The organism is Rhodococcus pyridinivorans, assembly GCF_900105195.1.
GTDB classification, from domain to species: Bacteria; Actinomycetota; Actinomycetes; order Mycobacteriales; family Mycobacteriaceae; genus Rhodococcus; species Rhodococcus pyridinivorans.
Genome location: NZ_FNRX01000002.1, coordinates 648,432 through 671,931 on the forward strand (window position 1 = coordinate 648,432; position 23,500 = coordinate 671,931).

At 68.0% G+C, this 23,500-nt stretch carries 27 protein-coding genes; 16 read left to right on the top strand and 11 right to left on the bottom strand.

Going from position 1 to position 23,500, the window contains the following annotated elements:
- The first annotated feature begins 54 nt into the window (after positions 1–54).
- From BLV31_RS03760 to BLV31_RS03775, 4 genes are all read left to right on the top strand, one after another.
- Positions 55–813 (top strand): arsenate reductase/protein-tyrosine-phosphatase family protein, encoded by a 759-nt coding sequence (locus tag BLV31_RS03760; protein ID WP_064061478.1) that lies wholly within the window; start codon positions 55–57, stop codon positions 811–813.
- Positions 814–826: 13 nt separating this feature from the next.
- Positions 827–1,213 (top strand): VOC family protein, encoded by a 387-nt coding sequence (locus BLV31_RS03765; protein WP_064061477.1) that lies wholly within the window; start codon positions 827–829, stop codon positions 1,211–1,213.
- Between the two features lie 42 nt (positions 1,214–1,255).
- Complete coding sequence (locus BLV31_RS03770) at positions 1,256–1,438, top strand: hypothetical protein (protein WP_006553115.1); 183 nt, start codon at positions 1,256–1,258, stop codon at positions 1,436–1,438.
- A gap of 80 nt (positions 1,439–1,518) precedes the next feature.
- Positions 1,519–2,865, top strand: coding sequence for a phosphotransferase family protein (locus tag BLV31_RS03775; protein ID WP_064061476.1), 1,347 nt, complete (start codon positions 1,519–1,521; stop codon positions 2,863–2,865).
- 4 nt (positions 2,866–2,869) lie between these two features.
- On the opposite strand, the gene BLV31_RS03780 is transcribed toward BLV31_RS03775, so the two are convergent.
- The 3 genes from BLV31_RS03780 to BLV31_RS03790 are packed head-to-tail and all read right to left on the bottom strand — an operon-like array spanning position 2,870 to position 5,351.
- Positions 2,870–4,486, bottom strand: a complete 1,617-nt coding sequence (locus tag BLV31_RS03780) for a solute symporter family protein (protein WP_016692584.1) — start codon at positions 4,484–4,486, stop codon at positions 2,870–2,872.
- On the bottom strand, positions 4,483–4,857 hold the full coding sequence (locus BLV31_RS03785; protein WP_006553118.1) for a DUF485 domain-containing protein: 375 nt from the start codon (positions 4,855–4,857) through the stop codon (positions 4,483–4,485). The genes BLV31_RS03780 and BLV31_RS03785 overlap by 4 nt, the downstream gene beginning before the upstream one ends.
- Positions 4,854–5,351, bottom strand: a complete 498-nt coding sequence (locus tag BLV31_RS03790) for a nuclear transport factor 2 family protein (RefSeq protein ID WP_006553119.1) — start codon at positions 5,349–5,351, stop codon at positions 4,854–4,856. Before BLV31_RS03790 ends, BLV31_RS03785 begins: the two co-directional genes overlap by 4 nt.
- A 125-nt stretch (positions 5,352–5,476) precedes the next feature.
- Here BLV31_RS03790 and BLV31_RS03795 point away from each other — a divergent pair, with 125 nt between their 5' ends.
- The 5 genes from BLV31_RS03795 to BLV31_RS03815 all read left to right on the top strand — a co-directional run bounded on the left by BLV31_RS03795 (position 5,477) and on the right by BLV31_RS03815 (position 10,662).
- A complete protein-coding gene (locus tag BLV31_RS03795) occupies positions 5,477–6,076 on the top strand; it encodes a TetR-type transcription factor C-terminal domain-containing protein (protein WP_033097487.1) in 600 nt (199 codons plus the stop codon).
- A gap of 86 nt (positions 6,077–6,162) precedes the next feature.
- Entirely contained in the window at positions 6,163–7,359 is a 1,197-nt protein-coding gene (locus tag BLV31_RS03800) for an acyl-CoA dehydrogenase family protein (RefSeq protein WP_006553121.1), read from the top strand.
- Positions 7,356–8,096: a hypothetical protein gene (locus BLV31_RS03805; RefSeq protein ID WP_033097486.1), complete on the top strand. Its 741-nt coding sequence runs from the start codon at positions 7,356–7,358 to the stop codon at positions 8,094–8,096. Before BLV31_RS03800 ends, BLV31_RS03805 begins: the two co-directional genes overlap by 4 nt.
- Positions 8,093–8,968, top strand: coding sequence for an alpha/beta fold hydrolase (locus tag BLV31_RS03810; protein WP_024102387.1), 876 nt, complete (start codon positions 8,093–8,095; stop codon positions 8,966–8,968). The genes BLV31_RS03805 and BLV31_RS03810 overlap by 4 nt, the downstream gene beginning before the upstream one ends.
- The gene (locus tag BLV31_RS03815; protein ID WP_064061475.1) at positions 8,965–10,662 is read left to right on the top strand and encodes an AMP-binding protein; all 1,698 of its coding nucleotides are present in this window, start codon (positions 8,965–8,967) and stop codon (positions 10,660–10,662) included. The genes BLV31_RS03810 and BLV31_RS03815 overlap by 4 nt, the downstream gene beginning before the upstream one ends.
- 38 nt (positions 10,663–10,700) lie before the next feature.
- On the opposite strand, the gene BLV31_RS03820 is transcribed toward BLV31_RS03815, so the two are convergent.
- On the bottom strand, positions 10,701–11,999 hold the full coding sequence (locus tag BLV31_RS03820; protein ID WP_019288841.1) for an MFS transporter: 1,299 nt from the start codon (positions 11,997–11,999) through the stop codon (positions 10,701–10,703).
- 75 nt (positions 12,000–12,074) lie between these two features.
- On the bottom strand, positions 12,075–12,404 hold the full coding sequence (locus tag BLV31_RS03825; protein ID WP_006553126.1) for a GYD domain-containing protein: 330 nt from the start codon (positions 12,402–12,404) through the stop codon (positions 12,075–12,077).
- 127 nt (positions 12,405–12,531) lie between these two features.
- Here BLV31_RS03825 and BLV31_RS03830 point away from each other — a divergent pair, with 127 nt between their 5' ends.
- Complete coding sequence (locus BLV31_RS03830) at positions 12,532–12,939, top strand: TIGR03618 family F420-dependent PPOX class oxidoreductase (protein ID WP_006553127.1); 408 nt, start codon at positions 12,532–12,534, stop codon at positions 12,937–12,939.
- Positions 12,940–12,964: 25 nt separating this feature from the next.
- Here BLV31_RS03830 and BLV31_RS03835 read toward each other — a convergent pair whose 3' ends face one another.
- Positions 12,965–13,546: an HdeD family acid-resistance protein gene (locus BLV31_RS03835; protein ID WP_033097483.1), complete on the bottom strand. Its 582-nt coding sequence runs from the start codon at positions 13,544–13,546 to the stop codon at positions 12,965–12,967.
- A gap of 98 nt (positions 13,547–13,644) precedes the next feature.
- Here BLV31_RS03835 and BLV31_RS03840 point away from each other — a divergent pair, with 98 nt between their 5' ends.
- Together BLV31_RS03840 and BLV31_RS03845 are read left to right on the top strand one after the other, a co-directional pair.
- A complete protein-coding gene (locus BLV31_RS03840; protein WP_064061474.1) occupies positions 13,645–14,457 on the top strand; it encodes a DUF72 domain-containing protein in 813 nt (270 codons plus the stop codon).
- The gene (locus BLV31_RS03845) at positions 14,454–14,969 is read left to right on the top strand and encodes a hypothetical protein (RefSeq protein WP_006553130.1); all 516 of its coding nucleotides are present in this window, start codon (positions 14,454–14,456) and stop codon (positions 14,967–14,969) included. Before BLV31_RS03840 ends, BLV31_RS03845 begins: the two co-directional genes overlap by 4 nt.
- A gap of 13 nt (positions 14,970–14,982) precedes the next feature.
- Here the strand turns inward: BLV31_RS03845 and BLV31_RS03850 are convergent, their stop codons facing one another.
- Positions 14,983–15,495: a MarR family winged helix-turn-helix transcriptional regulator gene (locus BLV31_RS03850; protein WP_006553131.1), complete on the bottom strand. Its 513-nt coding sequence runs from the start codon at positions 15,493–15,495 to the stop codon at positions 14,983–14,985.
- A 70-nt stretch (positions 15,496–15,565) separates the two neighbouring features.
- On the opposite strand from BLV31_RS03850, the gene BLV31_RS03855 reads away from it, so the two are divergent.
- Positions 15,566–16,978 (top strand): FUSC family protein, encoded by a 1,413-nt coding sequence (locus BLV31_RS03855; protein ID WP_064061473.1) that lies wholly within the window; start codon positions 15,566–15,568, stop codon positions 16,976–16,978.
- A gap of 63 nt (positions 16,979–17,041) precedes the next feature.
- On the opposite strand, the gene BLV31_RS03860 is transcribed toward BLV31_RS03855, so the two are convergent.
- Both BLV31_RS03860 and BLV31_RS03865 read right to left on the bottom strand, forming a co-directional pair.
- A complete protein-coding gene (locus BLV31_RS03860; RefSeq protein ID WP_064061472.1) occupies positions 17,042–17,440 on the bottom strand; it encodes a histone-like nucleoid-structuring protein Lsr2 in 399 nt (132 codons plus the stop codon).
- 37 nt (positions 17,441–17,477) lie between these two features.
- A complete protein-coding gene (locus tag BLV31_RS03865; protein ID WP_033097481.1) occupies positions 17,478–18,554 on the bottom strand; it encodes a nucleoside hydrolase in 1,077 nt (358 codons plus the stop codon).
- A gap of 59 nt (positions 18,555–18,613) precedes the next feature.
- On the opposite strand from BLV31_RS03865, the gene BLV31_RS03870 reads away from it, so the two are divergent.
- Both BLV31_RS03870 and BLV31_RS03875 read left to right on the top strand, forming a co-directional pair.
- Positions 18,614–19,420, top strand: a complete 807-nt coding sequence (locus BLV31_RS03870; RefSeq protein ID WP_006553135.1) for an acyl-CoA thioesterase domain-containing protein — start codon at positions 18,614–18,616, stop codon at positions 19,418–19,420.
- Positions 19,421–19,439: 19 nt separating this feature from the next.
- Positions 19,440–20,090, top strand: coding sequence for a cyclase family protein (locus tag BLV31_RS03875; RefSeq protein WP_039584265.1), 651 nt, complete (start codon positions 19,440–19,442; stop codon positions 20,088–20,090).
- 49 nt (positions 20,091–20,139) lie between these two features.
- On the opposite strand, the gene BLV31_RS03880 is transcribed toward BLV31_RS03875, so the two are convergent.
- Positions 20,140–20,811: a FadR/GntR family transcriptional regulator gene (locus BLV31_RS03880; RefSeq protein ID WP_039584264.1), complete on the bottom strand. Its 672-nt coding sequence runs from the start codon at positions 20,809–20,811 to the stop codon at positions 20,140–20,142.
- A 187-nt stretch (positions 20,812–20,998) separates the two neighbouring features.
- Here BLV31_RS03880 and BLV31_RS03885 point away from each other — a divergent pair, with 187 nt between their 5' ends.
- Positions 20,999–22,783, top strand: coding sequence for a 2-isopropylmalate synthase (locus BLV31_RS03885; RefSeq protein ID WP_039584263.1), 1,785 nt, complete (start codon positions 20,999–21,001; stop codon positions 22,781–22,783).
- Here the strand turns inward: BLV31_RS03885 and BLV31_RS03890 are convergent.
- Entirely contained in the window at positions 22,752–23,483 is a 732-nt protein-coding gene (locus BLV31_RS03890) for a M50 family metallopeptidase (RefSeq protein WP_006553139.1), read from the bottom strand. The genes BLV31_RS03885 and BLV31_RS03890 overlap by 32 nt on opposite strands.
- Positions 23,484–23,500 lie beyond the last annotated feature (17 nt).

Genomic DNA, 23,500 nt, shown 5'->3' on the forward strand with positions numbered 1-23,500 from the left:
GCGCATCCAAATTGAATCAAAATGATTTGATGTATCTGGTGCTATCATCGGGTGATGAAGTCGGTGCGTCAACCTGTCCCGGCCTTCGTGCAGTTGGCCGCCCACCCGGTGCGGTGGCAGCTGCTCGCGGCGCTGTCCGGCGGCGACTATCGGGTCCGGGAGATGGTGTCACTGGTCGGGGAGCCGCAGAACCTCGTCTCCTATCACCTCCGCCTGCTCCGCGACGGCGGGCTGGTGCGGGTTTCCCGCAGCAGCTTCGACGGCCGCGACAGCTACTACCACCTCGACCTCGACCGGTGCACCGAGATGCTGGCCGGCGTAGGTGCCGCACTGCATCCGGGGTTGGGGTGCAACCGCCCGCCTGTGACGTTCACATCCGAGACGCCCTCACCGGTGCTGTTCGTGTGCACAGGCAACAGTGCGCGCTCCGCAATCGCGGAAGCTCTGCTCCGGCAGCGCACCGGCGGGACCGTCGACACGACCAGCGCAGGCACCTGCCCGAAACGGAACATGCACCCGAACACGGTGCGGGTGCTGCGAGAAGAATTCGGGATCGACATCGCCGACCGACATCCCCGCCACCTCGACAGCCTCGCCGGCCGCCGGTTCGGCACGGTGATCACCTTGTGCGACAAGGCCCGCGAGGTATGCCCCGAATTCGACGGCGAGACTCGCCGGATCCACTGGAGTATCCCCGACCCGGCGGCGGCCAGCGGTGCCGACGAAGAGACCTATCCGGCCTTCCGTGTCATCGCGGCCGAGATCGACACCCGCATCCGATATCTGTGCGAGACCCATGCCGTCACAACATGACCAGGAGCAACCGATGACCACTACCGACGGATACGTCAGCGTCCGATACCTCGTCGACGACGTGCCCGCGGCCGTCGCCTTCTACACCCGTTATCTCGGCTTCACCGTGCTCACCCACCCCGCGCCCGCTTTCGCCGATGTGATCAGGGGTTCGCTGCGGCTGCTGCTGTCCGGGCCGGCGAGTTCCGGGGCCCGCGCCACCCCCGAGGAGTTCGTCGGTCCGGGCCGTAACCGGATCCACCTCGTCGTCGACGACCTCGACGCCGAGATCGCTCGCCTGCGTGGTGCCGGCATAGAACTCCGAAGCAATGTGGTGACCGGTCCGGGCGGTCGTCAGATCCTGCTCGCCGACCCCGCCGGCAATCCGATCGAACTGTTCCAGCCGGCGGCCGACAGATGACCGACCCCGAAGCGCCGACCCGCGATGGGTAATGATGGAGGCATGCTGGAAACACCCGTCGTCATCGGTATCGGATCCATCTGCGTGGGGTTCGTCTTCTTCATGCTCGCCGCGACGGGGACGCGATCACGCTGGGACAAGAAGATCACGATCACGCTGTTCGCGCTCGCCATCGTCTTCATGACGATCATCCCGGTGATCGGCGCGGTGGGGTTCGCGGCCTGACCCTCCACGGCCGAAGTACTCGCACACCGCGGATCACCGTGGGAGTATCCACCGCAGGAAACCGAACAGGGGAGGTCGCGGTGGGTGGCGTCAGCGGTGAATTGAAAGACGAACTGACGAAGCGTCTTTCGTCGGTACTCGACGGCAGTTGGACGCTGCGGCGCATCGAACGGCTCACCGGTGGTGCGAGCCGCGAGACCTGGGCGATCACCGCGGTGTCGGCCACCGGCGGCACCCGGGAGTTGATCCTGCGCCGCGACCCGCCAGGACGCGAGGACGCACGCAGGATCGCAATGGAAGCGGCGTCCTTCGACGAGGCCGCCCGCATCGGCGTGCCCGTGCCCGACGTGATCGACCGCAGCGGCGACGAACCGCACCCCGGGATCGGCGCCTACCTCGTGATGTCGAAGGTGCCCGGCGAGGCACTGCCGCAGAAGTTGTTGCGCGACGAGAATCTGGCCGAGGTCCGCGCCGCACTGCCCTACGAACTCGGACGCATCCTCGCCCGGATCCACCGCATGGACATCGAGGCCGTACCGAACCTGCCCGAACACGACCCGCTGACCTCCCTGTTCGACGAGTACCTCACCAACGGCAACCCCGTGCCGACGCTCGAGGCCGCGTTCGCCTGGCTCCTCCGCAACCGTCCACCGGCGACCGGGAAAGCGTTCGTGCACGGCGACTTCCGCAACGGGAACCTCCTCGTCGACGCGGAGGGCGTGCGCGGGGTGCTCGATTGGGAACTTGCGCACGTCGGTGACCCGATGGAGGACCTCGGGTGGCTGTGCACCCGGACCTGGCGTTTCGGTTCGCCGCATCCGGTGGGCGGATTCGGTTCCCGCGACGACCTGTTCCGCGGGTACGCCGACGAATCGGGCGAGGGTCCCGACCCCGAGGTCCTCCACTGGTGGGAGGTCTACGGCTCGCTGCGGTGGGCGGTGATCTGCCGGATGCAGGCCGCCGCAGCGGCGACGGGAGGCGACAACACCCTCGAACTGCTCGCCATCGGCCGGCGCGTCGCCGAGTGCGAACACGACCTGCTGGACCTGCTCGACGTCCCTCCCCACGACGAGACGGAGACTCCGCCCGCCACCCCACAGTTCCTGGGAGCACCGCCCGTCGAGGAGCTGCTCGGGGCAGTGCGCGAGTTCGTCCTGGAGGTCGGGGCGGGCGCCGATGCGAAGACCCGCTACCGCAGCCGGGTGGCGGCGCACGTTCTCGGCATCGCCGCACGGGAGGCCCTCTTCGCCCCGGCGGTGCGGGAGACCTATCGGGTGCGGCTCGCCGGGCTCGGCTACCGCTCCGAAGCCGAACTCGCCCTCGGTGTGCGTGCAGGACGAGATCACCTCGACGACCCGCAGGTCGCCGAGGTGATCAGGGGGTTGGCCGCGAACCGGCTGAAGGTCGCGAACCCGAAATATCGCTGACGGATCAGTGCGTGGCGGCGACCTCCGCGCCGATGCCGGTCTCCGCGCGCACCAGCATCTCCGCGAACTTCTCGTCCTCGAGGCGGCCTCGTCCCCGACGCTTCTCGCCGACGATCGATCCGATCACGCACGCGGCAATGCCGAGCGGCATGGTGACGATCACCGGGAGCTGGATGGTCAGGGGAGCGGGGCCGCTGCCCATCCACAGGGCCTCGGTGAACATCAGGCTCACGACCGTCGAGACGAGACCGGTGAGCACACCCCAGACCGCGCCGGTGGCGTTGAAGCGCCGCCAGTTCAGACTCAGCACGAGAGCGGGCAGATGCGCACTGCCGGCCACCATGAACGCCATGCCCATGAAGAAGGTGATGTTGGTGTCGTCGCCGATGAGCATGGCCAGGCCGATGGCGAGGACGCTGAAGGACACGGCCCCGTACCGGGCGATGCGGGCCTGGGCCTGGTCCTCCCGGGCCTGCTCGTCCGCGTCGAGATTCTCGATCGGTTCCTTCCGCGTGACCGCCGGCCACACGTCGCGGGCGAAGGTGCCGGCCGCGGAGATCACGACACCGGCGACCACTGCGACGATGGACGCGAAGGCGACCGCGGCGACGAGTGCGAGCGCGATGGACCCACCGACCGTGCCGGCTCCGCCACCGAGTTCGGTGACGAGGACGGGTGCCGCAAGGTTGCCACCGGGCCCGACGAGATCGGTGCCGTTCGGTCCGAGCACGGCCGCGGCGCCGAAGCCCATCACGATGACGATCAGATAGAACAGGCTGCACAGCGCGACGGTCCAGCCGAGCGAGCGACGTGCCGTCGTGGCCTCGGGGACGGTGAAGAACCGGATGAGGATGTGCGCCATTCCGGCGGTGCCCAGGGCGAACGCGAGCGCGTAGGAGACGAGGTTGATCGCGCTGGTCTGGCCGAAGATCAGGCCGGGGGACAGGATCGCGTCGCCCGCGACGGCGTTGTCGGTTGCGGCGTCGAGGACCTTCGGGAATGCGAACCCGAACTGCGCCAGGATGCCGAAGCACACGATGATCGCGAGCACCGACAGGATCGTCGACTTGATGACCTGCACCCAGGTGGTGGCGAGCATGCCCCCCACGAAGACGTAGATGCCCATGAGCGATCCGGCGACCACCACCGACAGCCAGAACGGGATGCCCGAGACGGATTCGAGGAGCACACCCGCGGCGACGAGCTGGGCGAGCAGCACGAAGGTGCCGGTGGCGATCGTGCTCAGCGCGACCGCGACCCGCACGTTCCGCGAGTCGGTGCGGAAGACGAGGACGTCGGCGAGGGTGTACTTGCCGAGATTGCGCATCTTCTCCGCGAGGAGGAACAGCACCGGCAGGAACGAGATGACGGACGTGAACAGGATGACGGTGCCGTCGACGCCCTTGGAGAAGATCAGACCGGTGGTGCCGAGGAAGCTACCGGCGGAGATGAATTCGCCCGCGATGGCGAATCCGTTCTGCCAACTCGAGATCGAGCGACCTGCGGCGAAGAATCCGTCGGCACTCTTCGCGCGCCGGGATGCAGCGAAGGTCACCCATAGGGTCAGGGAGATGACGGCGCTGCAGATCGCGATGGCGAGATAATCGGCGTCACCGGTCATGATGCGACCTCCTCGGATGCGGGACGGTTCCGTTCGACGGCCACCACGGCGTCGTCGACGGCGGGGCCGATGTAGGTGCGGGAGAGACGGAAGTACGCCCAGACCAGCACCCAGGTTCCGGCGAACTGGGAGAACACCACCCACAGCGACAGCGGGATGCCGAGGACGACGGTGGCGCCGAGTTGGTCGGGGAACCCGATGAAGGCGACGAGGAAGGACGTGAACAGCACGACGGTAATGCCACCGAGCGTGTTGGTCACGCGGGCGCGTCGGCGACGCAACTCGGCGATCTCGGGAAGACGGAGCATCCGCGTCCAGACGAGCTCGTCCTCCGGGGACGAGGTGGGGACGCCGTTCACGGTGTCGGTCATGCCCGCACCGCCGCGCCGCGGGCGCTGTCGAGCGCGAAGAGGTTCTCGTCCCACCCGGCCTCGAGCGGTCCGAAGAAGTGGAAACGCACCTGCTTGACCTTGTAGAGCCAGCGGCCGTCGACCTTGACGACCTCGTCGTTGTAGCGACCGGCCGCGATCGCGGGGGTGCCGTCGGTGACGCACGGCTGCCACAGGAACGAGCGCACGGTGGCGCGGTCACCGTCGAGGTCGATCTCGAGGTTCGTGATGAAGTGCCAGAAGGAGGTCAGGCCGCCGTCGGCGAGTCCCGCGAAGAAGGTGCGCATCTCCTCCTTTCCTTGCGGGTGGGACAGGCCGTCGAACTCGCCGTCATCGGTGAACAGCTCCATGAGCGCGTCCCAGTTGCCGTCGTCGAGGTGGCGGCAGTACTGCGCATCGAGCTTCCGGATCGCCTCGAGGTCTTCGAGGTGGGTGATGCGGTCGAGCAGGGACGGTCCGGGATGGGGACTGGACACAGCAGATCCTCCGTTGTGCGTTTTATTAACGTCCGTTCATGTGAGCTGGACCATAACAAGCGTGCGCATGCCCGTCAACGGGAAGGTTCTTGCTGGTCGGCGCGATGTGTGCCTACTGTGCAGGGATGAACAGCCGGTCGAACGGAGCGTCCTCGTCCATTCGGGAACGGATTCTCGAGACCGCGCTCGACGAGTTCTACGAGTGCGGATTCCACGGGGCGACGATGCGCAATATCGCCAACGCCGCAGGTTGCAGCGCTGCCAACGTCTACAACCACTTCGAGAACAAGTCGGAACTGCTCGTGGAAATTCTCCGCCGCGCGAGTGACGAGCAGTTCACGGCGACCCGCAACGCGCTGCGCAAGGTCGGTGACGATCCGGCCGAGCGGTGGCGCGCGGCGGTCGCGGCCCACGCGCTGTACACCGCGCGGAATCCGCGGGCCTGCCTGGTGGCGAATTCGGAACTGCGGTATCTCGGCCCGCTCGACCGCAAGCGCGTGGTGGGCTCACGCGACGCGCAGGAACAACTCTTCGTCGATATCGCGGAAGACGGTGTGGAGCAGGGACTTTTCACGATCGAACGAGTGCATCAAGGGGTCACCGCGGTGCTGACGATGTGCGCCGGCATCCCCCTCTGGTTCCGGGAGAGCGGACCCCTCTCGGCACAGGAGGTCGCCGACGATTTCGCCGGATACGCGCTCAATCTGGTCGGATATTCGCGCTGAACCGTTGACGGGTCATGGGTGCCGTGCTGTACTGGGTGAACAAGCGTTAATGACCTACTCCGGTCCATCGAAGGAGTGCACCTCCCATGACCCACCGCCCCTCGCAGCCGCGCACCGATTCCCCGCGCTATCTCACCGAGGAACGCCTCGCGATCCGCGACCTCGCCCGTGACTTCGCGATGACGAAGGTGCTGCCCGTCGCCAACGAACTCGACCCGGTCCAGGGCGCCATCCCCGACTCCCTCAAGAAGGAGATGGCCGAGATCGGCTTCTTCGGGATCATGATCCCCGAGGAACACGGCGGTCTCGGGCTCGGCGTCTTCGAGTACTGCCTCGTGGCCGAGGAACTGTCGCGGGCATGGATGAGCGTGTCGGGTCTGCTCGCCCGCGGCAACGGCATGGGCGGTGGATTCACCCCCGAGCAGGAGGCGGCACTGCTGCCCAAGGTCGCGCGCGGTGAGTACCTCGGCGCGTACGCCCTGTCGGAGGCCGAGGCCGGCTCCGACGTCGCGAACATCTCGTGCCGCGCCGTGCGCGACGGCGACGACTGGGTCGTCAACGGCACCAAGATGTGGTGCACCTACGCCGACGAGGCCGACTACCTCGTGCTCTTCGCCCGCACCGACCCGAACAAGGACCCGGCCAAGCCGCATCGCGGCATCAGCGCCTTCCTCGTCGAGAAGGAACGCGGCGTGTTTCCCGAGGGCATCTCGGGTACCAAGGTCCGCAAGATCGGCTACTTCGGGTGGAGCACCTGGGAACTGTCGTTCGACAACTTCCGCATCCCGGCCGACAAGATGCTCGGCGAGGAGGGCAAGGGCTTCTACCTCGCCGTCTCCGGCCTCGAGGTGGGCCGTGCCCACACCGCCGCCCGCGCCATCGGCCTCGCCCGCGCCGCGCTCGAGGACTCGATCGAGTACGTGCACACCCGCCGCCAGTTCGGCCGCCCCATCGGCGATTTCCAGCATCTGAGGTTCAAGATCGCGAAGATGGCCGCCGACATCGAGGCCGCACGCCAGCTGATGTACTCGGTCGCCACCGACATCGACACCGGCCGGCGGTGCTCGCTCGAGGCGTCGATGTGCAAGCTCGTCGCCACCGAGATGGCCGAGCAGGTCACCAGCGAGGCCGTGCAGATCCACGGCGGCGCCGGATACACCACCGACTTCCAGGTCGAACGCCATTGGCGCGACGCACGTCTGACGAAGATCTTCGAGGGCACCAGCGAGATCCAGATGCGCATCATCTCCGACGAACTCCTGGGAAGGCCCGAGCAGGCATGAGCGCACACACCGTCACCCGCCCGCTCACCGTCGGGGACCGCACCGCCTCGGAACCCTGCACCGTGGCCGATGTCCTGACCGCCTCCGGTACGGTGGCACCGGCGAACTCACCCGTCCTCGGTGCCCTGGCCGTCGCCTCGCTCGTCCCGTCCGTTCCCGGTGGCGTACCGTCCGGATTCGACTGGAACGCAAACGATCCGGTCTCCGCATCGGACGTCGTATCGGCGGACACCGTGATCACCCGCGTGTCCGGACGGACCGCGCGCCGCTACGTCCGGCTCGTGGACCAGGCCGGCACGGTACGCGAATCCGGCACCGAGACATGGACCTTCGACGACGAACAGCCGACGGTTCCCGAACTGGAATTCTGCACACCCGCCTGGGGCGCACTGCTCGCCGAGAGCCTCTCGGAAGACCGGGACTTTGCTTCCTCGCTGTCCACCTGGGACGGCACCATCGGACTGCGCAGCGGCGAGATCGAACTGCACCTGCGCATCTACAAGGGGCGGATCGTCGACGTCACCCGGCGCACCCCGCACGGCGCGACGTTCACCTTCGTCGCGTCCGACCACGCCTGGACCGATCTCGTCCTGTCCGAGGAGAACGACTTCATGCGCCGCGCCATCCGCGGCGAATTCTCCTCCACCGGAGACGGATACGAATACCTACGCCTGACCAAGCCGCTCAACACGATCATCGGGCACGCCCGTGCCCTCGCCCGAAAGGCCCGCTCATGATCGAGGCCCGCTACCTGGAGATCGGCGGAGCGCTCGGCTTCGTCGAGATCGTCACTCCCGACGCACGATCCGGCAACGCGCTCGACGCGACCGACCTGCCCACCGTCCTGTGTATCCACACTGCGGGCCAGAGCGGCGTGCAGTGGCGCCACGCGGCCCGGGATCTCGCCGACCGCGGCTACCGGGTGGTCGTCCCCGACCTGCCCGGCCACGGACGTTCCGAACCGGCACCCGGCGGCCCCGTCACGAGCCTGATCACCTACGGCGACTGGTTGTGCGAGGTGCTCGACGCGCTCGGGATCGACCGGCCGTTCGTCATGGGCTGCTCGATCGGGGGCAAGCTCACACTCGAACTCGCGACCCGCCCGGACCGTCCGCTGTCCGGGGCCGTGGCGATGGAAGCCGAGCCCGGCCCGGGCCGCGTCAACGTCACCGGTCTGCGCCGCGAACTCGAGGACGTCGCCGGACCGTCGCGCTCCGAGCGCACCTATCTGGGAACTCTTGCATCCGTGGGACGTTCGGTTCCGGAGGTGAAGGCGCACACGATCGCGCTCATGCACAAGCGGGAGGACCCGGAGATCTCGTCGTCCGACCTCATCGGCTGGGGAACCCACGACGTGCGCGACCGCCTCGACCGGGTGACCGCACCGATCCACCTCGTCGCCGGCGTCGACGACCCGTGGATCGACCCCGACGCCGTGGCCCGGGCAGCGGACACCATCAACGACGCACTTCCCGGACGCGCCCGCTTCACGGCACTGGCCGGTATCGGGCACTATCCGATGGAGGAGATCGACGACTTCGCCGCGCTCGCCGACACCTGGATCGGTGAACTGCGCCGGGTCGCTGTTCCCGAGGAGGCAGCGCTGTGACCACCACCCGCACCGACACCCTGCCCGCACTGCTCGACGGGCTCGTCGCCGCGAATCCGGATGCCCCGATCGCCTACGACATCGTCGACGACGTGGCGGTGGCCCGCAGCCGCGGAGAGTTCCGCGACCGGGTCGAGGCCGTGCGCAGCGAACTCGACGGCATCGGCATGCGCGCCGGCCAGTGCATCGCGGTGATGTTGCCGAACTGGTCCGACGCACTCGTGTGGCAGTTCGCGGCCTCCGCGCTCGGTGCCCACGTCATCGGTGTCAACACCCGCTACAACACCCGTGAGGTCGCGCACATACTCACCGCCGCACGACCTGCCGTCGTGTCCGTGCCGGCCGCCTTCCACGGACTCGACCTGTTCGGTCGGCTCACCGAGGCCGCGGCGTCCGTGCCCGATGTGGCCACCCCGGTGGTTGCGGTGGTGCCCGGACCGGCGAACCCCTCGGCGTCCCCGGCCGACTTCGATCTCGGTGGAGGCGCGTGGACGGCCGGCAGCGGCGACACGCGTGGCGCGAGCGCTCCCGAGACCCCCGACACCGCGACACTCACCCCGGCCGGGATCGACGACGATCCCGAGGATCGGATCGCGGTGGCGTTCACGACATCCGGTTCCACGGGCGTGCCCAAGCTGGCCGCACATCGCGGCAACGCGGTCGTCCGTCACGGACGCGCCGACGCCGCGATCATGAAGGTCGCCGAGGGCGACGTGGCGCTGTGCGTGCTCCCGGTCTCGGGGGTCTTCGGTTTCAGTACCGCGATGGCGGCGCTCGCCGGTGGGGGAGCGCTGCTCATGGAGACGGTCTTCGATCCGGATGCGGTCCTGCGCCGGATGCGGGAGGTCGGGGTCACACACGCGGTGGGCGCCGACGACTTGTTCGGCCGTCTCTACGACGCCTGGCACGACGGCGAACGCGTCGATCTGTCGTCATTGCGCTGGGTCGGCATCGCCGACTTCCTCGGCCGCTCCCACGAGATCGCCCGATGGCTGCGCGACGAATTCGGCACCCACACCTCCGGTGTGTTCGGTTCGTCCGAGGTCTTCGCCCTCGCGATGCTGTGGAACGCCGACGATCCGGAATCGGTGCGTTGGAACGGTGGCGGACGCGCGGTCGACACGGCGATCGAACTGCGGGTCGCCGATCCCTACGACGATCGGGTCCTCCCGGCCGGCGAACAGGGCGAACTGCAGTTCCGCGGCCCGAACGTCGTCGACGCCTATCTCGGCAACCCCGACGCCGCCGCGCGCGCGTTCACGGCCGACGGTTGGTTCCGCAGCGGCGACCTCGCCGTCGACCTCGGCGACGGGGGTTTCCGTTACGTCTGCCGGATGGGCGACGTCCTGCGCCTGCGCGGCTTCCTCGTCGACCCCGCCGAGATCGAGACGCGTCTGGCGGAGCATCCCGGCGTGGCCACGGCCAAGGTCGTCGGCATCACCGGCGACGGCGGCTACACGGAGGCGATCGGTTTCGTCGTCCCCACCGACGACGCACCCGCGGACACGACCTCGGTGACCCTTCGGGCCTGGTGCCGCGAGACCCTCGCCGCCTTCAAGGTGCCCACGGCGATCCATGTCATCGAACGGATGCCCACCACGGTCGGGGGCAACGGCTCGAAGATCCGCGCCGTGGAACTGCGCGAGTGGGCCCGCGAGTGGGCCGGTAGCGAACGCGACTTCCGAGCCGGATAGCGTCCTGCGTCGTCACGATCCGCACGCGGTCGCGTCGCTCAGTTGCGGCCCATCGGTGCGGTCGTGGCGACGCGGCCCCTGGTGAGAATCGACAGCGACGCGGCGACCGCGCACAGGGACGCTCCGGCCCACCACGCGTAGGTGTAGGTGCCGAGGTTGTCGCGGATGACCCCGGCTCCGAAAGCGGCCGCCGCGGCACCGATCTGGTGGGAGGCGAACACCCAGCCGAACACGATGGTTCCGCGGTCGCCGAAGATCCGGCGGCACAGCATCGCAGTCGGCGGCACGGTGGCGACCCAGTCCAGGCCGTAGACCACGACGAACAGGATCATGCTCGGGTGCACGGACTCCTGCAGCAACCAGGGCAGCAGGAGCAGACCCACGCCGCGGAAGGTGTAGTAGAAGGCCAGCAGCTTGCGGGGGTCGAACTTGTCGGTCAGCCATCCGGAGGCGATGGTGCCGACGATGTCGAAGATCCCCACGGCGGCCATGAGGCTCGCCGCGGTGGTCGTGGGCATGCCGTGGTCGTGGGCCGACGGGATGAAGTGGATGCCGACGAGTCCGTTGGTGGTGGCTCCGCAGATGGCGAAGGCGATCGCGAGGGCCCAGAACGCCCGGTGACGCACCGCGAAGACCAGCCCTTCGAGAGCGCGGCCGACGGCACCACCGGTCGCCCGCGCCGGCGCGATGTAGGTCTCGGGGTCGGCCCCGTAGGGCAGGACGCCGCGCTCGTCGGGATGATCGCGGATCACCGCCCACACCAGCGGGACGACGACGAGCGCCGCCGCGGCGATCACGAGGGAGGCCTGCCGCCACCCGACGTTCTCCGCGAGCGCGGCCACGGGAGGGAGGATCACCAGCTGGCCGGTCGCGGAACCGGCCGTGAGGATGCCCATCACCAGGCCGCGCCGCTCGACGAACCACCGGTCGGCGATGGTCGCCGCCAGGACCAGGGCCATCGACCCCGTGCCGGTACCGATGAGCAGTCCCCAGAACACGAGCAACTGCCACGAGGCGGTCATGGCGACGCTGCCACCGGCGCCGAGGGCCACCAGGAACAGCGCCGACGAGATCACCCGGCGCATGCCGAACCGGTCCATCAGGGCGGCGGCGAACGGTGCGACGAGTCCGAACAGGACGAGGTTGATGCTGACCGCGAGCGACATGACGCTCGTCGACCAGCCGAACTCGTCGTGCAGCGGCACCATGAGCGCGCCGGGTGCCGCCCGGAAGCCGGCGGCGCCGAACAACGCGAGGAAGGCCACCGCGGCGACCCACCATGCCGGGTGGATGCGGGCCGGTCGGTGGTCACTGCGCTGGGCCGGGCGCACACTCATCACGAATTCACTTTCTTCGAGAAAGCAACAGGATGAGCAGACGATACCCAGCAGTGCGTCGCGGGAGGCGAGCGGTCAGCCGTCCTGACTCCCCGGCGTCCGGTAACTCGCGTCGCGGCGCGCGGCCTCGTCGACCTGTTCGGGGGTGAGCAGGGCGATCGGCGTGGAGCGCGCGGCGCCGGAGGCGATGGTGCGGAGTTCGAGTGTCGCGGCCGCGATCTCGTCGGGCACCTCGCCGAGCACGTACAGATCGTGACCACCGAGCGCGAAGTGCACCGAATCGACCGTCCCGCCCACACTTTCGACCATCCGGACGATGGCGTCGCGCCGGGACGTACCGCCGTCCGTGAGCAACCCGCGTGCGCCGTCCGCGGTGTAGTTCACCTGCCAGAGATATCGCGGCATGATCGTCTCCTTTCGAGGATCCCGACCTCCATGGTCGGTCCTCCCCTCGTCGCCCGGGACGGTTTCGCCGGGAATCGCGGCCTAGTCTCGATATCGAGATCCATCCACCGCATCGAAAGGGAGTGCCGTGCCGAAACGACCCGTGCCCGGGGCCGTCGCAGAATTCCTCACCCAGCCCAACTACGCCACGATCAGCTCTCTGCGCCCGGACGGTCATCCGGTGTCCGTTCCGACCTGGTACGTCTACGAGGACGGCCGCATCCTCGTCAACATGGACTCCACCCGTAAGCGCCTCGACTACCTGCGGAACGACCCGCGGGTGAGCCTGTCGGCGATGGATCCGCAGGACTGGATCACGCACGTGAGCCTCCAGGGGCGGGTCGTCGAATTCACCGACGATCCGTCCCTGGAGGACATCGACCGGATCGCTCGCCACTACACGGGCAAGCCGTACCACGCGCGCGACGGCAAGCGCGTCAACGCGTGGATCGAGATCGACCGCTGGCACGCGTGGGGTCGCCTGCGCAACGCCTGAGATCGATCGGGGAAAAGGCCGGTGGTCAGATGACGCCGGCCTTCTTCGCCGTACTGCGTGCCTGGAACGCCAGGATGATGAGCAGCACGCCGAACAGGATCGCGTAGATGCCGAGCAGGACGATCAGGCTCAGGATGCCCTCGCCGGGGAAGATCAGCAGCACGATGCCGAACAGGACGGCGACGACGCCGGCGAGCACCGACCACACCCATCCGGACTCGGGGACCTTCCGGAAACGGATGCCGCCGACGATGCCGGTGATGCCGAACAGGATGGCGTAGAACGCGATCACGTACAGCAGTGCGAGTGCGGTGATGCCGGGCCAGAACAGTGCGACGAGGCCGGCGAGGACGGAGACGACGCCCATGGCGAGCCACCAGCCCCAGCCCTCGGGCTTGTCACGGACCGACTGGACGACCAGTACGATGCCGTCGATGATCGCGTAGGCCGCGAAGACGACCACCAGCGCCCACACGGTGATGCCGGGCCAGACGAGTGCGACGACACCGAAGAGGACCGCGAGGATGCCGCGCAGCAGCACCACCCACCAGATCTGCTTCAGTAATGATCGGAACGGATCGTTGGAAGAAACCGAGCTCGTGGACATGACGGCTCCTGGCGTGTGATGTGATCTTGTAGCCCAGAGGATAAGCGCGGTCGTGCTGCTTCGCGTGCCGAATCGAAGCCGAGGTTACGCTCGGAAACGTGGCCGGGGCGAGGATCGGGATATCGGGATGGCGCTATCCGGGCTGGCGCGGAGACTTCTATCCGGAAGGACTCGTCCAACGCCGGGAACTCGAATACGCCGCCCAGCGGTTCGGATCGATCGAGATCAACGGCTCGTTCTACTCGCTGCAGCGCCCGAGCAGCTATCTCGCGTGGCGGGACGCCGCACCCGACGACTTCGTCTACGCCGTCAAGGGCGGGCGGTTCGTCACCCACACGAAACGGCTCGCGGGTGTCGACGACGCCCTCGCCAATTTTTTCGCCTCCGGTGTGCTCGCGCTCGGCCCGAAACTCGGTCCGGTGCTGTGGCAGCTCCCGCCGACCCTCGGTTTCGAGGAGGACAGGTTCGCGGACTTCTTCACCCGGTTGCCCCGCACGACGATGGCCGCCGGCGAACTCGCCCGCCGGCACACCGACAAACTCGCCGACGATCGGGTGTGGGTGGAGGTGGACGCCGAGCGTCCGCTGCGGCACGCCGTCGAGGTGCGGCATCCCGACCTCGCGAGCCCGCAGGCCGTGGAGTTGCTGCGCGCGCACGACATCGGGCTCGTCGTCGCCGACACGGCCGGAAAGTTCCCGTTCCTCACCGACGTCACGAGCGATTTCGTCTACGTGCGGATGCACGGCGACAAGGAGCTGTATGCGAGCGGGTACACCCCCGACGTTCTCGACGTGTGGGCCGAGCGGATCCGCGGATGGCTGGGCGACGGCAGGGACGTCTACGTGTACTTCGACAACGACATGAAAGGCTGTGCACCGCACGACGCGCTCGCGTTGCAGGAACGCCTGTGACCGGGCGTCCGGAGGAAGGACAGGAGATCGCTGTGTGGCCCGACCACTGGCCGAGAACGCCGCGGGAGATCGCGACGGCCACCGCCGATGCGCTCGCCGCTGCCCGCAGCGAGTCGGCCGAGCCCTTCGACGAGGCGGTCGCGGTACTGGTCGACCTGCCCTACGAGCAGGTCACGGCCGTGCACGCGGGCATGGTCCGGGAGTTGCTCGAGGAACTGCATCCCGACGGTCTCGCCGGTGAGGACGTGCAGGCCGTGCTCGAACGCTCCGTCCGTTCCGGACTGCGATGGCTGCCATCGCTCGAACCCGAAGCCGTTGTTGCTGTGCTCACGGGTGCGCTCGGAGTGTCCGATTCCGACGCCGAACGCCCGAAGATCCGTCCCGAGCAGTATCTGGCCGCGGGCCTGCTCGTCGTCGCCGATCTCGTCGCTGCGCGCCGCGTGGCTCCCGAGGCGTATCTGCGCCGCGCCGTGAGCGAGATCGAACGGGCCGAGACGCAGGAGATGCCCTGACCTGTTCGGGGGATCAGGCCGGATAGTGGTTCTCGACGTTGCGGACGACCTTGCGCAACAGGTCGGACAGGACCTGAACCTCGTCGTCGTCGAGTCCGTCGAGCATCTGCCGCTCGCGTGCCAGGCGTCGCGGGAACTCCTTCTCGACGAGTGCGCGCCCGTCGTCGGTGAGGGTGAGGAGGACGACGCGGCCGTCGCGTTCGAGTCGTGTGCGTTCGACGAGACCGAGTTTGGCGAGTCGCTCGGTGTGCTTCGTCGTCGACGCACCGGAGATCCCCGTGATCGAGGTGACCTCGCTGGCGCGTAACGGGTGGTCGCTGCGGGCGAGCGCGCTGAGTACCTCGAACTCGCTGCGGCTGATGCCGCTCGGTTCGAGTTCCCGATCGAAGTAGGTGAGCGCGAGCGACCCGATGCGGGTGATGCGACCGATCACGTCGATGGGGCGCAGGTCGAGGCCGGGGTAGTGGGCGGTCCATCCGAGACGTACGCGATCGACGTAATCGGGCTGGGGCGTCTCGGAGGGCATGTGGCAAGTCTAACGGCAGCGGACGAACAATTTCATAGATATTTTACTAGTGAAACAATAGGGTGGACGGATGCTGGACCGCCGACTCGACGACCGCCCTCAGCTCCGTCACACCCGGAGAGCGCTCGCGCATCCGCTGTCGGCGAGCGCGTGGAAGGACGCCCTCGAAGTGCGGCGCGGCGATCCGACCGTGGCCGTGGCGCTGCGCGTGGGGTTCGCGACGATGCTCGCCCTCGTCGGCGGCGGTCTGCTCGGTTACGGACAAGTCGCCGGCTTCGCCGCCCTCGGCTCACTCACCAGTGCCTTCCTGCGATACGAACCGTATCCGCGTCTCGCCGTGCGCCTTCCGTGGGTCGGCCTCGGCATCGTCGGTTACACCGCCTTCGGGGCTGCGCTCGGCGCGATGGGCGCCCCGCTGTGGGTGCAGATCGTTGCGCTCTCGCTGGGCTCGGCCGTCGCATACTGGGTGTTCACGGCCTTCTCGCTCATGGGCCCCGGCCCGGTGATCCTCATCTTCGCGGCCGCCGGCGCCGCCGGTTTCTCCGACGGATGGGGCGATGCGGGCCTGGTCACCGCCGCGGCGACCATCGGTGCGCTGCTCGGATATGTCATCGCGATGCTCCCCGCGCTCTCCCATCCCCACACGCCCGCTCGTCTGGCGGTCGCACGCGCCCTCGCGGCGGTCTCCACCGTCGAGATCCGCGGTGCGGACGCCGTTCCCGCTGCGCGACAGAGCATCCGGAAGGCGCGCGAGACCGTCGCACTGAACGCCCCGCGACGTCCGGACGCCCATGTCCACGAACTGGCCGCACTGCTCGACGCGGCCGAGACGGTTCTCGACAGCGGGTCGCACGACACCTCCCGCGCACGTTGCGACGATTTCTCCCGATTCGAGAAGGAACTTCGGAAAGCGCGGCGCGACATCGAGATTCCGCGTGTCGATGCCGAGGGGCGGCCGGTGCTGCCCACGCCGCCCGGCTTCGTCCGCGAAGGATGCGGTCGTCTGCTCGACCGTCTCGTGCTGATCGGAGCGGCCCGGATCTTCGTGGCGTCGTTGCTCGCCGCGTCGTTCGCCGCATCGATCGGGCTCGACCATCCGTTGTGGGCTGCGATGGGTGCCATGGCGGCGCTGCAAGGATTGAACTACCGCAACGCTGTTCAGCGCGGTATCCAGCGTCTGATCGGAAATGTCGGCGGCGCCATGATCGCTGCCGTGCTGCTCGCACTCGACCTGGGCTACTGGCCGGTGGTCGCGGCCGCCGTGCTGTTCCAGACGCTCACCGAACTCACGGTGACCCGGAACTACGGGCTCGCCTCGGTCGGGGTGACGACGATGGCGTTGCTGCTCACCGGTCTCGGGCAACACGCGGGTCCGGGCCTCGCCGTCAACCGGGTCGCCGACACCGTCATCGGCGTGGTCGTGGGCGTGATCGTCGCTGCGGTGACCATCCGACGCGACGACCGGCACCATCTCGTCGCGTGACGAGGCGGCACCGGTCGTCGGTGGCGTTCATGGCCTGCCGCGGGGGAGGCAGCCGGGTGATGCTCAGGAGTGAGCGGCTTCGAACCGCTCGAGGATGTGACGCGGGATCCGGCCGCGCGAGCTGACGTCGTAACCCTTGTTACGGGCCCAGTGCCGGATCGCGGCCAGTTGCTCCGGCGACCGGGTGGGCGGAATCGCCTTGTGAGTCCCCGCCGTCCGTGTGCGGGCCTTCGTTGCCGTCTGCTTCGGCGTGATGGTGCGGGTGCTCGAATCGGGCTTCTCAGGTGCCTTCTCGTGCAACCACGGGCGGAGTACCGCCAGGAACTTGTCTGCGTTCGCCGGCCGCAGGTCGATTTCGTACTCGTCGTCGTCGACCGTGATGCGGAACGACTGCGCCAGGCCGTCCATGATCGGTTGGCCGTCGATATCGTCGAAATATTGGACGCGCACTTTCTGTGCCACGTTTATCTCCTTGTCCCCGAACTGTGCGCTGTCGACGCTAGTTCTTACTCGGGGGTAGGTTCAAGTCGCGAATGTACGATCCCACCCGCTCGACGAAATGATCGAAGAACTCTGCCGGACGGGTGCCCGCCACGATATCCGCGTTCGGCGTCCTCTGCCACATACCGGACAGATCGGCGACCGTCGTGCCCCGGGTGAGCCGTCCGTCGAGCTCGACGTCGACCGTCGCGGGCCGGGAGGTGTAGGGAACCGTGCCCAGCGCGACCGCCGCGGCGAACGGGTCGTGCACGTGCGCGAGGAAGCCCAGGCCCTGGTCACGGTGGAATTCCATGTAGAACCGCAGTGCATCGGAGATGTGGCGGACGAGAGGGACATCGGCCGTCGACCGCGTACCGCGCGGAGCGTCCGGGGACAGCTCCCCGGATCGGGGCACACCGACGACGTCCCCGATCCGCGCGACATGCTCGGGATGCATCTCGATCGACTCCGTGACGTCGAGCGGGCACACGATCGGTCGCCGGTCCGGAGGGACGATCGAGAACGCGTCGAACACGACCTTGGCGGCCTCCGGATCCACCGCGACGTTCCATTCCGAGGTCGGCGTCGTATTACCGGGATGGTGGAAGCACCCACCCATGATCACGAGGCGACGCAACCGCGACGGCAGTTCCGGGTCGATGCGCAGGGCGAGGGCGAGGTTGGTGAGCGGGCCGGTGACGAGCCCGGTGAGCTCTCCCGGATGCTCGCGGGTGAGATCGACCCATGCCTGCGCGGCCGATCGCGGCGACCGCGACTGCGACGCAGCGGGGAGTTCCGCATACCCGATCCCCTGTGGACCGTGCGTGTCCTCGGTGGTCATCAGTGGCGCGACCAGCGGAACCTGCGATCCGGCAGCCACTTCGATATCGGACCGACCGCACACCTCGAGCCACGACAGCGTGTTGGCGGTGACCTGGTCCACTGGCACGTTCCCCGCCGTGCACAGGGCGGCGACGATCTCGGCTTCCGGGCTCGCGACGAGATAGAGCAGGGCGAGAGCGTCGTCGATGCCGGTGTCGACGTCGACGATCAGGCGGGTACGGGCAGCCGGAACATCGGGTTCGTGTACATGCACGATCCCATCTTCGGGTATCCCGATGAACGCACCGCGGCCGGTGCTGGGAGAATTCCCGAATGCACGAGCGCAAGAACCGCGGTTTTTTCACCGAGGACGACGGTGTCTACCTGCCCACGAAGTATGCGACCAGCCCGTGGTCGGACACGATGCTCAACGGGCCGTGTGTGAGCGGTCTGGTGGCGCGTGAGCTCGAGATCCACCATGCCGTCGAGGGTTTCGTCCCGTCCCGGTTCACGCTCGATCTCTTCAGGCCGGTCCGCAACGAGCCGATCACCTTCACCACCACCCGGGTGCGCGACGGCAACCGCATCCGCGTCGCCGACGCGAACCTGATGCAGGGTGGAGAGGTGTCGGCGCGCGCGACGCTCACCTTCCTCCGCAAGTCGGCGCCGCCGCCCGGGTCGGTGTGGTTGCGCGGCGAGTCCCCGACGCCTCCTCCCGGTTCCCCGGAGACGCAGCCCGGGCCGCTCGAGTACTCGTCGTGGTACGGCAGCGACGGCCCGGGATGGACGCGGGTGCGGTCGGAACACCAGAACTCCGATCGCAAGCGCCTGTGGTCGCGGCAGCTGCCGATCATCGTCGGCGAGGAGCTGTCGCCGTTCGTCAACACCGCGACCGTCGGTGAGGGCACGTCGTTCGTGACCAACTGGTCGGACAAAGGTGTCGGCTACATCAATTCCGATGTCACCCTGGCACTGTCCCGTCTGCCGGAAGGACCGGAGGTCGGTATCGAGGCCGACAACCACATCAGCAGCGAGGGCATCGCGGTCGGCACGGCGGTGCTGTTCGACCGTCTCGGCGCGTTCGGCACCGGTGTGGTCACCGCGCTCGCGAATGCGCAGCGGCAGGTCGATTTCGGCTGACCCGAACAGGAGTGATGTCATGCGTGTTCGGCGGATCGTCGACCTGACCCACATCGTCTCCCCGGCCATCCAGGTCTATCCCGGGGATCCGGCACCGACGTTCACACCGCACGCCACCGTCGAGACCGACGGATTCGACCTGATGCGCATCGACATGGGATCGCAAACCGGCACCCACGTCGACGCGCCGCGACACGTGCGCAGCGGCGGCGCCGCGATCGACGCGGTACCGCCGGAGAACTTCGTGGGACGCGGAGTGGTGCTCGACGTGCGCGCCCGCGTCGGCGCCGGTGCGCTCGTCACCGCCGACATGTGGGGTGGGCCTGCGATCGGCTCCGGCGACATCGCGCTGGTCCTCACCGGCTGGTCGCGGTATTTCGGCACTGACCGCTATTTCGAGCATCCGGCCCTGAGCATCGACGCGTGCCGGTGGTTGCTCGACCGCGGCGTCCGCACGGTCGGAATCGACGCGCCGAGCGTGGATCCCACGGGCGACGAGACGCTCGCAGCGCACCACGTGCTCGCCGACGCGGGGGCGATCATCTGCGAGAACCTGCGCAATCTCGACGCGATCGACTTCGCGGATCCGCTCGTGTCCTTGCTGCCGATCCCGTTCGCGGGCGTCGACGGGGCCCCGGTGAGGGCGGTCGCGATGCAGATCGAGAAGTGACCGTCCCGCACCCGGGAGGTCGAGAACCGTCCGCAGAGAACCGGCCCGGCTATCGGCCGAGTGCCGTCGTGAGCGAGGACAAGTGGTCGCGGGTGACGGCGGCGGCGGTCACCCCGTCACGGTCCGCGATGGCGTCGTAGATGCGTCGGTGGGTATCGTGGTCGGCGTCGTCCCCGTGGGTGCCGCGCGTGCGGAGCATTTCGATCATGGCGTGACGGTTACGGGGTGTGAAGCCGTCGAACAGGTCGAGAAGGATCGGGTTGTGTGCGGCGACCACGATGGTGCGGTGGAAGACGATGTCGGTGTCGACGTGTTCCTCGATGGCCGTGCGATGGGTTTCGCGTTCCCGCAGTGACTTCTTCAATGCCCGCAGTTCGGCGGGGGTGCGGCGCGCGGCGGCAAGGGCCGAGGCCTCGACCTCGACGGCGATGCGGGCCTCGATCACGGCGAGGATGTCGGCGCGCGCGACCGTGCGCGTCCAGTCCTCGGGTGCGTCGAGAGCGGTGACGAACACGCCGGCGCCCTGCCGGGTGGTCAGGATGCCGCGTCCGGCGAGCTGACGGATCGCTTCGCGGACGGTGGAGCGGCCGACGCCGAGCTGCGGAGCCAGCGTCGTCTCGCCGGGCAGCTTGGCGCCGAGCGACCATTCTCCGGATCGGATGCGTTCGAGGAGCAGTTCGGCGGCCTGGTCGGCGAGAGGCTCGCGGCGGACGACGGTCATGGTTCCATCATCGCAGAGTCGCCTACTCCTCTACTTGTCCGAGGAGTTATGTTAGTCTTCGGGACATGCGCTCCTTCGCGTTCCTTCTCCTTCGCCGCCACGGCGGGGCCTAGCCGGACCGGCTCCCCGTCGTGGAGTCGAACACGCGCCGGTCCCTCGTAACGACGATCGACGAAGGACTTCTCCGATGAGCACCAGCACGTTCCCGCGAATCTTCACTCCTGCCGGTCCGGTTCCTGCCGACGCCCCCGTCTGGAACAGGCAGCGGCACTCCGCCATGCCCTCACATCGCTACCGCGATGTGTACTCTCGCGTGGAGGTTCCACTGGCGCAACGGAACTGGCCCACACAACGTCTGACCGCGGCCCCACTGTGGGTGCCGGTGGACCTGCGCGACGGTAACCAGGCACTGGCCGAACCGATGGATCCCGGCCGCAAACGCCGCTTCTTCGAGCTGATGGTCGCGATGGGATACAAGGAGATCGAGGTCGGTTATCCGTCCGCCTCGCAGACCGACTTCGACTTCGTGCGCCTGATCGTCGAGACCGACATCGCGCCGCCGGACGTCACCATCGTGGTGTTCACCCCGGCACGTCGCGACCTCATCGAGCGGACTGTGGAATCCGTCCGGGGTGTCCGCAACGAGGTCGTCGTCCACATGTACACCGCGACCGCTCCCACCTGGCGCGAGGTCGTCCTCGACCGCGACCGTACCGCGCTGACGGAACTGATCGTCGCCGGTGGCCGCGACGTCCTGGAACTGGCCGGCGACCTGCCGAACGTGCGGTTCGAGTTCTCACCCGAGGTCTTCAACCTCACCGAACCCGACTACGCGCTCGAGGTGTGCGACGCGATCACCGAGTTGTGGGACGCGACCCCCGAACGGCCGGTGATCGTGAATCTTCCGGCCACCGTCGAGATCGCGACCCCGAACGTCTATGCCGATCAGATCGAGTACATGCACACCAACCTCGCGCGACGCGACGCGGTGATCCTGTCCGTGCACCCGCACAACGATCGCGGCGCAGGTATCGCGTGCGCCGAACTCGCCGTCCTCGCCGGGGCGCAGCGGGTCGAAGGGTGCGTGTTCGGCAACGGGGAACGCACCGGCAACGTCGACATTGCGACACTCGCACTGAACCTCCACGCACAGGGCATCGATCCGATGATCGATTTCTCCGACATCGACGAGATCCGCCGCACCGTCGAATACTGCAATCGCATCGAGATCCACCCGAGGCACCCGTATGTCGGCGACCTGGTGCACACCGCCTTCAGCGGCACTCATCAGGACGCGATCAGGAAAGGGTTCGCCGAGCACCGGGCACGCGCCGTCGCCGAGGGCCGTCCCGAGTCCGAGATCGATTGGCGAGTACCATATCTGCCGATCGATCCCGCCGACATAGGACGTACCTACGACGCGGTGATCCGTGTCAATTCGCAATCCGGTAAGGGCGGGGTCGCCTACCTGCTCGAGAGCGAATACGGCATCGAAATTCCGCGTCGGCTCCAGATCGACTTCACTCGCCACGTGCAAGACCACACCGACACCAGCGGCGGGGAGGTCACTGCGACCGAACTGTGGGAGATCTTCGACACCGCATATCTCGCACGGCCGGACGTCCCGGGTGCACCGGTGCTGCGCGCCTTCGACGTGACCGACGCGGGCACCACGATCACGCTGGGTGTCGGCGGCACCGAACACCGCAGTGTCCACGAGGGCGTGGGTCCCGTCGAAGCATCGACCGACGCTCTCGCCCGTCTCGGCATCGATATCGAGGTGCTCGGCCTCCATCAGAGCAGCGTCGGCACCGACGCACTCACCCTGATCGAATTCCGCAGCGGCGACGACACACGGTGGGCAGCGGGGCGTCACCGCTCCGTGCTCACCGCGAGCCTGCACGCGGTCGTCCGTGCTGCCGCCTGCATCCCGAGGCCACTCAGGACAGCTGGGTCACCACGATCCGTGTGACGCCGTAGAAGGCGGTACCCGCCGTGACGATCGCGAACAGCGCGATCCATACGGCCGCCGGAACGCGGGTCAGTCCGCGCAACTGGTCGGCGTCCGAACCCCGGCCACGACCGCGCGAATGGGTGCGGGCGAGTTCGAGGACCGGGCGGGTCGCGCCGAGGAGCAAGACCCATGTGATCAGGTACGCCGCGGTGTACCGGACGATCGGGTCCCCGAGATAGGCGGCCGCACCGACGAGCGCACCCGCGATCACCACCGAGACGAATCCGTACAGATTGCGGATCAGCAGCAACAGGACAGCGAGCGCGGCGAGGATCGACCACAGCACCGCGGCGGGCCGATCCAGGGTCAGCAGCGTCGCCGCCGCGAATCCCAGCACGGCCGGACCGGTGTACCCGGCGAAGGTGGTCGCGACCATGCCGGGGCCTCGCGGGTTGCCGGACGACACCATCACCCCCGAGGTGTCGCTGTGCAGACGGATGCCCGACAGCTTTCGGCCCACGAGCGCCGCGACCAGCGCGTGCGACCCCTCGTGCGCCTGCGTGACGACATGGCGGGTCTTCAGCCACAGCGGCCGAACGGTGACGAGCACGAGTGCGACGATCGCCGTTCCGACGACGACCACCGTCGGAGCGGGCTGGTCGACGGTCGACACGGCCTGCCAGGCGGAGGACACGACCTCCGTGAACGAGGTGGACACAGATCACCTTCTTCCGG